The 10,388-nt window shown below is 72.2% G+C and carries 9 protein-coding genes; 5 read left to right on the forward strand and 4 right to left on the reverse strand.

Going from position 1 to position 10,388, the window contains the following annotated elements; translation table 11 throughout:
• Positions 1-205: 205 nt before the first annotated feature.
• Complete coding sequence (locus tag ACGFZN_RS37555) at positions 206-976, forward strand: LmbU family transcriptional regulator (protein ID WP_393862964.1); 771 nt, start codon at positions 206-208, stop codon at positions 974-976.
• Between the two features lie 28 nt (positions 977-1,004).
• Here ACGFZN_RS37555 and ACGFZN_RS37560 read toward each other — a convergent pair whose 3' ends face one another.
• On the reverse strand, positions 1,005-1,649 hold the full coding sequence (locus tag ACGFZN_RS37560) for an FMN-binding negative transcriptional regulator (protein WP_393862965.1): 645 nt from the start codon (positions 1,647-1,649) through the stop codon (positions 1,005-1,007).
• Positions 1,650-2,021: 372 nt separating this feature from the next.
• Between ACGFZN_RS37560 and ACGFZN_RS37565 the strand changes: the two genes are divergently transcribed.
• The 3 genes from ACGFZN_RS37565 to ACGFZN_RS37575 all read left to right on the forward strand — a co-directional run bounded on the left by ACGFZN_RS37565 (position 2,022) and on the right by ACGFZN_RS37575 (position 5,062).
• Complete coding sequence (locus tag ACGFZN_RS37565; RefSeq protein ID WP_393862966.1) at positions 2,022-3,374, forward strand: lysine N(6)-hydroxylase/L-ornithine N(5)-oxygenase family protein; 1,353 nt, start codon at positions 2,022-2,024, stop codon at positions 3,372-3,374.
• A gap of 435 nt (positions 3,375-3,809) precedes the next feature.
• On the forward strand, positions 3,810-4,718 hold the full coding sequence (gene argB / locus ACGFZN_RS37570; protein WP_393862967.1) for an acetylglutamate kinase: 909 nt from the start codon (positions 3,810-3,812) through the stop codon (positions 4,716-4,718).
• The gene (locus tag ACGFZN_RS37575; RefSeq protein ID WP_393862968.1) at positions 4,715-5,062 is read left to right on the forward strand and encodes a hypothetical protein; all 348 of its coding nucleotides are present in this window, start codon (positions 4,715-4,717) and stop codon (positions 5,060-5,062) included. Before argB ends, ACGFZN_RS37575 begins: the two co-directional genes overlap by 4 nt.
• A gap of 82 nt (positions 5,063-5,144) precedes the next feature.
• Here the strand turns inward: ACGFZN_RS37575 and ACGFZN_RS37580 are convergent, their stop codons facing one another.
• The 3 genes from ACGFZN_RS37580 to ACGFZN_RS37590 all read right to left on the reverse strand — a co-directional run bounded on the left by ACGFZN_RS37580 (position 5,145) and on the right by ACGFZN_RS37590 (position 7,659).
• Positions 5,145-6,068 carry a BTAD domain-containing putative transcriptional regulator gene (locus ACGFZN_RS37580; RefSeq protein WP_393862969.1) on the reverse strand — a complete coding sequence of 308 codons (924 nt, stop codon included), beginning with the start codon at positions 6,066-6,068 and terminating at the stop codon, positions 5,145-5,147.
• Positions 6,065-6,820, reverse strand: a complete 756-nt coding sequence (locus ACGFZN_RS37585) for a thioesterase II family protein (RefSeq protein ID WP_393862970.1) — start codon at positions 6,818-6,820, stop codon at positions 6,065-6,067. The genes ACGFZN_RS37580 and ACGFZN_RS37585 overlap by 4 nt, the downstream gene beginning before the upstream one ends.
• Before the next feature lie 380 nt (positions 6,821-7,200).
• Complete coding sequence (locus ACGFZN_RS37590; RefSeq protein ID WP_393862971.1) at positions 7,201-7,659, reverse strand: nuclear transport factor 2 family protein; 459 nt, start codon at positions 7,657-7,659, stop codon at positions 7,201-7,203.
• Positions 7,660-7,938: 279 nt separating this feature from the next.
• Between ACGFZN_RS37590 and ACGFZN_RS37595 the strand changes: the two genes are divergently transcribed.
• Positions 7,939-10,185 carry an MMPL family transporter gene (locus ACGFZN_RS37595; RefSeq protein ID WP_393862972.1) on the forward strand — a complete coding sequence of 749 codons (2,247 nt, stop codon included), beginning with the start codon at positions 7,939-7,941 and terminating at the stop codon, positions 10,183-10,185.
• Positions 10,186-10,388: the final 203 nt, after the last annotated feature.

Below are 10,388 nucleotides of genomic sequence, written 5' to 3' on the forward strand. Positions count from 1 at the left end.
TTCCGTGCCCGAAGCGGCGGCGCACGAGGCGCCGTTTCCCGTCGACGGGACAGCGCCCGGACCGCGGCCCACGATGATGCCACCGGAACACCGGCGTCATTCCACAGAGAAGTTCGAAGCGCAACCGTTCGAGTGCCGCTCCGGTGCCGCCCCAGCCCGCCCTGCGAGGCTTATCGCCAGTTATGGGCACCGTTTTCAGGGAGGCATGATGGCGCATCAGGCCGGTCAGACCGCGGGGCCGCGAGGCGGCGCCCCGACTGCTCTCCCGCAGTCCCCGCCCCGGCAGCCGCGCGCCACGGCGGCCGCCCCGCGCCGGGCCCAGGTGCTGACGACCAAGGTGGGCCTGCAGATGCCGGCCAAGATGGCCTACGACGAGTGGGAGCGGGCCGGGCGCCAGCTCGCCGACGTCCTCGACTCGTCCTCCTGGTGGCTGGGCGACTGGCTCGTCTACGGCAAGGACCACTACACCGACCGCTACCAGCGCGGGATACGCGCCGCCGGCCTGTCGTACCAGACCCTGCGCAACTACGCCTGGGTCTCCCGGCGCTTCGACCTCACCCGCCGCCGCCCCACCCTGAGCTTCCAGCACCACGCCGAACTGGCCTCGATGCCGGTGGCCGAACAGGACCTCTGGCTCGACCGGGCCGAGCAGGGGCAGTGGACCACCAAGCAGCTGCGCGGCGCCATCCGTGCCGCGCGCCGGGGCGAGCAGCAGCCCGGCACCGCCGTCGAGCCGAGCCGCCGCCTGGAGGTCCCCGGCAGCCGTCTTCAGTGGTGGCACAAGGCCGCTCAGCAGCTGGGCGTCGACTTCGAGCAGTGGGTGATCGCGACGCTGGACAGCGCGGCCGCCAGCACCCTGGAGGACGGCGGCCGGCTTCCGGAGCGGCCCGAGGCCCCCGAGCCCGGTGACGTCCAGGACGTGCAGGGCGTGCGGGGCCTGGCCGGGCGGGCCCGGCCGGTGGCCGTCGGCGCCTGAAGCCCCGGTGCCGCGGCCTCGGGGCGTCTCACGGCAGCCGGTTCATCAGCCCGGCGACCTCGCGCTTGTACGCGCACCCGCTCTGCCCGAACGACTCCCGCACCCGCTCGCGCACCTCGCCGGGCTGCTCCTGGCTGAGCTTGAACATGCCCTCGGCCCCGGTCACCGTGAACCGGAAGGCTCCCACGGCGGGCACGATCTGCCGGAAGTAGCCGAGTGATTCGGTCATGTCCCAGCCGTCGCCGAACGCCTTCTCGAAGGCGCGCACGGTGGACTGCACCACGCCCAGCGTCTCCTCGGTCGAGTCGATCTTCTCCACCACGCCCCGGACGTGCACGGCGGTGAAGTTCCAGGTCGGGGCGGCGGGAGTCGTCCCGTACACCGTGGGCGACACATAGGAGTGCGGGCCGGTGAACGTCAGCAGCAGCACGCTGCCCGTCTCGAGCGCCGACCAGTGCGGGTTGGCCCGGTTCAGGTGCCCGAGCAGCGTGGTCCCCACCAGCCCGCCGGCGGCGTCGTCCGCTGTGCCGGGGTCGAAGATGACCGGCAGATGAGTGGCGAAAGGACCGTTCTCGGGGCTGCCGTTCGTCACCGCAAGGGCCAGTGGATTGTCACGGATCAGATCCACCATCCATGAATTCTCCGGCTCGCGGTAAAAGCTGGGCACGAACATGCGGATTCACCCTTTCGGAAATGGGCTCGGGGCCTGGCTCCGGCGCACCGCAGGCCGCGCCGAGCGGAAATTTCGAGAATCCGGGCCGACCGTACCGCCGTCCGGCCGACGGGACAATGTTTTCGCGTTTCCGGCACCCGAGGAAGTCCGGGCACTGCCGTCAGGCCGGCCGCCGGTTCACGACTCCTCTGGCAACGCCGTGTCCGCCTCCGCGCCGTAAATCCACGGCTCTCACCAGCGACTCTGGTACCGCTCCAGCGTGATGAGACTGGATCTCAGGATCGAGTTGCCAACATCTTGGCAAGGTTTTGCCCAGCCGGAAGGCGCTGTGGGCCACCGGTCGAGTTTTCCAGACGCAGTCGGGAGATTTTCATGGAAATAACGGGCAGGCGCAGCCAAGAGGTCTACGACGTGGTCGGTATCGGGTTCGGCCCGTCCAACCTGTCGCTCGCGATCGCCTTGGAGGAGCACGGGGAGAGCACACCGGAGCATCCGGTCAGGGCCCACTTCTTCGAGCGGCAGCCCACGTTCGGCTGGCACCGGAACATGCTGCTGCCGTCGACGACCATGCAGATCTCGTTCCTCAAGGACCTGGCGACCTTCAGGAACCCGATGTCCCGGTACAGCTTCATCTCGTATCTGCACGCCTCGAACCGGCTGGTGCAGTTCGTGAACAACCAGGACTTCTTCCCGACCCGGCAGGAGTTCCACCAGTACCTGGAGTGGGCGGCCGCGGGGCTGAGCGACCGGGTCACCTACGGCGCCGAGGTCACCTCGATCCGGCCCGTCACCGAGGCCGGCGCCCCGACGTGCGACCTCCTCGAGGTCGAGGTGCGCGGCAGCGACGGCACCACCCGCGTGGTCGCCGCGCACAACGTGGTCGTCTCCACGGGGCTGGTGCCGCGCCTGCCGGACGGGGTCACGTCCGACGAACGCGTGTGGCACAGCTCGGAGTTCCTCAGCAGGTTCCGCGCCCGGGACCCGGAGACGCTCAAGAGCGTCGCGGTGGTCGGCGCCGGCCAGAGCGCGGCCGAGATCACCCGGTTCTTCCACGACGCGCTGCCGCACGCCCAGGTCTCCGCGGTCGTCCCGTCGTACGGCTACGCCATCGCCGACGACACCCCCTTCGCCAACCAGATCTTCGACCCCGCCGCGGTGGACGACTACTACTTCGGCACCGACCGGGCGCGGGAGGCGTTCTGGCGCTACCACCGCAACACCAACTACTCGGTGGTCGACTCCGACGTCATCCGGGACCTGTACCGACGGGCCTACGACGAGCAGGTGCGCGGCAGCCGGCGGCTGCACTTCCGCAACCTCACCCGGGTCGAGGAGGTCCGCCGCGCCGGCGGCGGGACGCGGGTGGCGCTGCGCTCTCTGCTGGACGACCGGACCGAGGAACTCCACGTCGACGCGCTGGTGTTCGCCACCGGCTACGACGGGCTGGACCCGGCCCGTCTGCTCGGCGACTTCGACCGGCACTTCCTGCGCGACGCGGCGGGCAGGCACCGGGTGGAACGCGACTACCGTCTCGTCAGCACACCGGACCTGACCTGCGGCGTCTACCTCCAGGGCGGCACCGAGCACACCCACGGGCTGTCCTCGGCCCTGCTGTCGAACATCGCGGTGCGCAGCGGGGAGATCGCCGACTCGATCGTGCTGCGGCGCACCGAGCGGGAACTGGACCGCAGGGGCCCGGTGCAGGCCGAGCGCTCGGCGGCCTGAGCGGCCTTCCCCACCCTCCACGATTCCCGTCCGGACGGAATTCAAGCCGAACCCGAGCGGAATTCCAGCGGAATTCGAACCCGAGGCTGCCCGGAAAAAGGCCCCGGAAAGAGGATCGGGCGGAGAATCGGAAAAGAGCGGCGCACCGGAATCGCCCTCCCGGCCGGCGGCAGGGAACGGGCGGGAGGACATACGCCGGCCGCTGTCCTGTTGACAGGACGCGTCTCGGCGGCAGGACACTCGAAGGCTCGGGCCGACAGGTGTCCACCGTCCCGGGGGCCCGCATCACCGCCCCGTGTTTTCGTGCAGTCTTCCAGCGCATGTCCACCGGTCATCGGGCCCGGCCCATGGCCGGGGTCCTCCACAGAAGGAGTCGTGCCCCATGAGCGCCAACTTCCCGGTCGGCGGCCTCGTTTCGCAGCGGGCGAGGGTCTCATGACCGCCAGCGAGCACCCGGCACTGGCCAAGGCCCGGTCCCTGGGCGACGCCCTGCCGTGGCTGGCCCGCCACCAGGGCCGTACGGTCGTCATCAAGCTGGGCGGCCATGCCATGGTCGACGAGGACCTCACGGCGGCCTTCGCCCGCGACGTCGTCTTCCTCCGCTACGCCGGGCTGCGGCCCGTGGTGGTGCACGGAGGAGGCCCCCAGATCGACGCCGAGCTGGCACGGCGCGGCATGAAGCGCGAGTTCAAGGCCGGGCTGAGAGTCACCTCGCCGCCCGCGATGGACGTGGTGCGCATGGTCCTCGCCGGCCAGGTGCAGCGCGAACTGGTCGGGCTGATCAACCGGTACGGCCCGCTCGCCGTCGGCATGACCGGCGAGGACGCGGACACCCTCACCGCGGTGCGGCACGTGCCGTGGATCGACGGGGAGCCGGCGGACGTCGGCAGGGTCGGCGACATCACCGGCGTGAACACGGCAGTGGTGGACAGCCTGCTGGCGGACGGGCGGATCCCGGTGGTCTCGCCGCTCGCCCGCAGCGCCGAGGACGGTCTGGTCTACAACGTCAACGCCGACACCGCGGCGGCGGCGCTCGCGACCGCGCTGCGCGCGGAGGTGCTCGTCATGCTGACGGACGTCGCGGGGCTGTACGCGGGCTGGCCGCACAGCGACCAGGTCATCCCGCGGCTCACGGCCGACGAGCTGGAGAAACTCCTGCCGGAGCTGAGCGACGGCATGGTGCCCAAGATGAACGGCTGCCTGCAGGCGGTACGGGGCGGTGTGGGCGCGGCCCGGGTGATCGACGGACGGATCCCGCACTCGCTCCTTCTGGAGATGTTCACCGAGGACGGGGTCGGCACGGTGATCGTGCCGGACGCGGACGAGGAGGAGGTCCTGCCGTGAACGAGCACACGCAACGACGACAGCAGCAGCCGCACGAGGAGTGCGCGCCGGACCGGTGGGCCGGCGACATGGAGTTCCCGCCGGTGCCGCGGAACGAGCCGCCCGCCGCCCTCATCCGCCTGCGGTTCGCCGACGCGGCCGCGCTCGACCGGGCCGGCGCCGTCTTCGACGGCGCGTGGAGGGACCCGGAGACGCTGACCCTCCAGATCGCGGGCGACGCCGGCGTCGAGACCCTGCGGGGCGTGCTCGCGGTCCTCGACGCGGTGGCGCTCACCCCCGAGTCGCTCACCGTGCACACCAACGAACTCGACGACGTCTTCGCCGCGTTCACCGGCCTGCTCTGAACGCCGGCGGGCCGGCCGGGGCCACGGCCCGGCGGCGGCCGTGCGGGACGGGTGCCGGCTGCCGCAGCGGCGCTTGGCGGCGCTACCGGTCCGCCTGCTCCTGCCGGATCCGGCGCAGCAGGTCCTCCTGGTCGCGGACCAGTCGATCGATCCGTTCCTCGAGCCGGGCGAGCTCCCCGGCCAGGTCCGGGTGGCGCGGACACGAGGCCGTCAGCGCGGGCGCGTGGTTGAGGATCGCCTCCAGGCGGGACCGCAGTGCGGGGCCCGGTTCCACCCCGAGCGCGGTGATCAGGTGGCGGCGCGCGCGTTCGTAGACGCCGAGGGCCTCCACCTGCCGGCCGCACCGGTACAGGGCGACCATCAGCAGGTCGTAGAAGCGTTCGCGCAGCGGATGGGCGGCGGTGAGCCGCTCCAGCGGGGAGATGATCTCGGCCTGTCTCCCGCAGTTCAGGCTCGCCTCGTACAGGGCTTCCAGGGTGGTGAGGCGCTGCTCCTCGAGGCGGTTCGCCTCCGCCGTGCACAGCGGGCCGTGCCGGCTGTCCTGCAGGGCCGGGCCCTGCCACAGCGACAAGGCGTGGCCGAGGAGCTGCGCCGCCTGCCGGGGGTCCTGCGGGACCGCCGCCCTGCCCTGCCCGGACAGGCGGGTGAAGCGGTCCACGTCGGTCGACGCGGGGCCGAGGCGCAGCAGGTATCCGGTGGGCAGGGTGGTGATCCACTCGTGGCCCGGGGCGGGCAGCAGCCGGCGCAGCCGGGCGACGTGGGTGTGCAGGGCGTTGGGTGCGTTGGCCGGGGGCCGGTCGCCCCACAGCTCTTCCACCAGGCGGTCCACGGACAGCCCTTCGCCCGCGTGGATGACCAGGGCGGCGAGCAGCGCCCGCTGCTTGGGCCCGGAGGGCACGATGCCCGTTCCCGTCGCCGCGTCGTACACGACCACCGGGCCGAGCAGCCGGAACTCGGTCGCCTCGGCGCGCAGCGGGGCCGGTGCGGCCAGTTCGAGGACGGTCATCGCGTCACCGCGGACGGCGGGCGGGCCAGCAGCAGGGCGCGGCGCACGTCGTCCTGGATCCGCCCGGTGACGTCCGGGAGCCGGTCCTGGAAGTAGAAGTGGCCGCCGTCGAAGAGGTGCCGGCCCAGGAAGTGCTCGGAGGCGGCCGCCCAGCCGTCCAGGCGGTGCGGCGGCGCCACCTGGTCCCGGGTGCCGCCGAACACGGACAGCGGCACCGGCAGCGGCGCGTCGAGGGGCCTGGTGCGCCAGGTCTCGCTCATGCGCAGGTCCGCGCGGATGGTCGGCGCGAACAGCTCCCACAGTTCCTCGTGGTCCAGCAGCTCGGAGGGCGTACCGCCCATCGCCGCCAGCTCCCGGCGCAGTTCCGCGTCGGACATCGTGTGCCGGCGCACGGCGTCCCCGTCGGGGTGCAGCGTGCCGCGTGCGGAGACGCCGAGCCACACGGGCGGGGTACGGCCCAGGTCGAGGATCCGGCGGGTCAGTTCGTACGCGACGAGCCCGCCCATACTGTGCCCGAAGAACGCGTAACGGCCCGTCAGCCGGTCGTCCAGCTCGTGCAGGAAGTGCTCGATCAGCTCGCCCGCGTGCGTCAGCGCGGGACGTGTGTCGCGTGGGCCGCGGCCCGGTGCGTCGGGCGTGTGCACGTCCCAGCCGGCCGGGAAGCAGGACGGCCAGTCGCGGTACGCCAGATGGGAACCACCGGAGTGGTGGAACACGAACAGGCGCAGCTTGGGCTCTTCCGCCTTCTGCATGGCGACTCCATCGACGAGACACTCCGGTGTCCGGCCGGCGACCTGTGGGCCCGTACCGGGGGCGGCACTCGGGACGATAGCGGCGCCCCGGCCGCGGCGGCTGCTGCCACCAGCGGTCCTCGAACCGCTCTCAAGCGCCGCCCCCTATGGGGAGCGGCCCGGCATGCGGCCTCGCGCGCCACCTGCTCGGACGTCGACGCGCCCGCCCTCGTCGGACGACGGCAGGCGGGCGCGGACAGGGAGGGGATGTGCACCGGCGACTCTAGGCGAGGGGAGGTGCGAAGTCCCCTGCGCGGTACGGAACTTCCAGTTCGGCTGCACCGGTCTTCCACCGGCGTGGTCCCGGCAGCCGGCAGCGGTACGCCCCGGCCGGGGGCCGTTCACGCCAGGTCGTCGCGGGTGACCCGGCGGTGCGCGATGCGCCAGGCCCCGCCGGCGCGGACCAGGACGTCCTCCATCACGCACACGTACAGGGCCTTGGCGCCGCTGCCCGGCGTGGCGCACACCAGGGCCGAGCACCGGGTGTGCAGCGACCCGTCCGCCCGGGGCCGCACGTCGAGCATGCCGACCCAGTGGTTCATGCTGCCGCCGGAACGCCGCTGCCGTGCCGCGCCGGCACGCTCGTAGCGGGCGAGTCCGGTGCGGGCAGGCACCGGTTCGGGCAGGAAGGGCAGCTCCAGCACGGCGTCCTCGGTGAAGGTGTCCGCCCAGCGCCCGGTGTCGTGCGCGTCCAGGAGCCGCATCTGGTGCGCGTAGAACCGCTGCGCCTCGGCGTACAGAGCAGCGAACTCCCGCTTCTCAAGGGTGTGTTCGGCGGCGCCCAGCAGCTCGACGGTCATGATCTCAGCCTCCGCTTCCGTCCGCGTCCATGGGGTGGGGGACGCCGAGGGGATCCTGGGCATGGTGAGGAATCCGGACTCGGTGCGGACAGTCTTCGAGGCTGCGATCGAGCATCTTTCAAATCCGCCTCAAGCGCTCCCACCGAAGGTGGCGGTGGACGGGGCCATGACAGCCGCCTCGCGGCGTCTTCTCCGCGCTCACTCCTGGACGTGACCGGCGACCGGTCCCGGCAGCACCACCCACCCCTCACACCCAGCAAGAGCAGGAGTCCCTCCGACATGGCCACCTTCCTCTCAGCAGTGGGCCGTTTCGCCTTCCGGCGACGCGGCCTGGTGACCCTGCTGTGGCTCGCCGCCCTCGTCGGCATCGGCGTCGCCGCCGCGTCCGCGCCCCCACCCCCCGCCGACACCTTCTCGATGCCGGGCACCGAGTCCCAGAAGGCCTTCGACCTGCTCAAGGAGAAGTTCCCGGCGGCGAACGCGGACGGCGCCACCGCCCGCGTGGTGCTGCGCGCCCCGCGGGGCCACCGGCTCGCCGAGCCGAAGGTGAAGACCGAGGTCGAGGACCTGGTCGCCCGGCTCGGCAAGGCACCCGAGGTGGCTGCTGTGTCCGACCCGTTCCAGGCGAACGCCGTGAGCAGGGACGGCACCACCGGCTACGCGGTCGCCACCTACAAGGTCGCCGCCACCAAGCTGGACGACAAGGCGCACGACGCCCTCACCGCCGCCCTCGACGGCTCCCGCAGGAGCGGCCTGACCGTCGAAGCCGGTGGTGACGCGGTCAAGCTCGACGCGGGATCCGGCGGTGGCGCCGAGGGCATCGGCATCCTGGTCTCCGCCGTCGTCCTGGTCCTGACCTTCGGCTCGCTGATCGCCGCGGGCATGCCCCTGCTGACCGCGATCGTCGGCGTCGGCATCGGCACCTCCGCGATCACCGCGCTCGGCTCCACGCTGGGCCTGTCGAGCACCACCACCACGCTGGCGATGATGCTCGGCCTCGCGGTCGGCATCGACTACGCCCTGTTCGTCATCTCGCGCTACCGCTCCGAGCTGTCCGAGGGCCGCGAGCGCCAGGACGCCGCCGCGCGCGCCGTCGGCACGGCCGGCACCGCCGTCGTCTTCGCCGGCCTCACTGTGATCATCGCCCTGGCCGGCCTCGCCGTGATCAACGTGCCGATGCTCACCAAGATGGGTCTCGCCGCGGCCGGCACGGTCGCCGTCGCGGTCCTCGTCGCCCTCACCCTCGTCCCCGCCCTCCTCGGCTTCGCACCGGTCAAGGTGATGCCCCGCGCCGAGCGCAGGCGGTTCCACGGCAAGCCGCTGAGCGTTCGTCAGCAGCGCAAGGCCGACAGGCGGGCCGCGCGCGGCAAGCCGAACCTGGGCGCCCGCTGGGCCGCGTTCGTCGTGCGCCGCCCCGCCGTCGTCCTGCTCTTCGGCGTCGTGGGCCTCGGCGCCCTCGCCCTGCCCGCGGCCGACATGCGGCTCGGCCTGCCGAGCGAGGGCACCTACGCGAAGGACACCACCCAGCGCAAGGCGTACGACATGCTGTCCGAGTCCTTCGGCGCCGGCTTCAACGGCCCGCTGACCGTCACGGTCCAGGGCAAGGACACGGCCGCGGCGGCGGCCCGGGTCGGCGAGCGGCTCGCCGCGGTGAAGAACGTCGCGAAGGTGAGCCCCGCGGCCACCAGCCCCGACGGCGACACGGCGATCATCACCGTCGTACCGAAGACCGGGCCGCAGGACCACGCCACCGAGGAACTGGTCCGCACGATCCGCGGCATGAAGGCGGACTTCCGTGCCACCGACGGCGCCGCGGTCCTGGTCACCGGCCAGACCGCCCTCTACATCGACTTCTCCAAGACCCTCGACGACGCCCTCCTCCTCTACCTCGCGCTGGTCGTCGGCCTGGCCTTCCTCCTGCTGATGGTGGTCTTCCGTTCGGTCCTCGTCCCGCTCAAGGCGGCCCTGGGCTTCCTGCTCTCGGTCGGCGCGGCGCTCGGCGCCGTCGTCGCGGTCTTCCAGTGGGGCTGGCTCGCCAAGAGCCTCGGCGTCCAGCAGCAGGGGCAGATCATGAGCACGCTGCCGATCTTCATGATCGGCGTGGTCTTCGGTCTCGCGATGGACTACGAGGTCTTCCTCGTCGCCCGGATGCGGGAGGCCTACGTCCACGGGGCGAGCCCCTCCGACGCGGTGGTCACCGGCTTCCGCTACGGCGGACGGGTGGTCACCGCCGCCGCGCTCATCATGACCAGCGTCTTCTCCAGCTTCGTCCTGGACACCAACGACTTCGTGAAGATGATGGGCTTCAGCCTCGCCGCCGCCGTCCTCTTCGACGCCTTCGTGGTCCGTATGGCGCTGGTCCCGGCCCTGTTCGCGCTGCTCGGCAGGCACGCCTGGTGGCTGCCGCGCCGGCTGGAGAAGCTGCTGCCGAACATGGACGTCGAGGGCGAGAGGCTCAGCCACCCCCCGGCCGCCGTCCCGGTCGCCGGCTCCCGCGGGGAACAACAGCCCTCCTACGCCGGCTGACACCCAGAGCCCCGGGCCGCGATTCCCCCGTCCGGCCCGGTTCCCCGGCCACCGCCGGCCCGAGTGTCCCGAGGCACCGGGCCGGCGGTGGCCGGCCTCGTTCGTCAACCGGTGACGGTCCAGGTGTCGCCGCCGGCGAGGAGGGCGGCGAGGTCGCCCTTGCCCTTCTGCTCGATGGCGGTCTCCAGCTGGTCGGCCATGGC

The sequence above is a fragment of the Streptomyces sp. NPDC048192 genome (genome assembly GCF_043202415.1).
GTDB lineage: Bacteria > Actinomycetota > Actinomycetes > Streptomycetales > Streptomycetaceae > Streptomyces.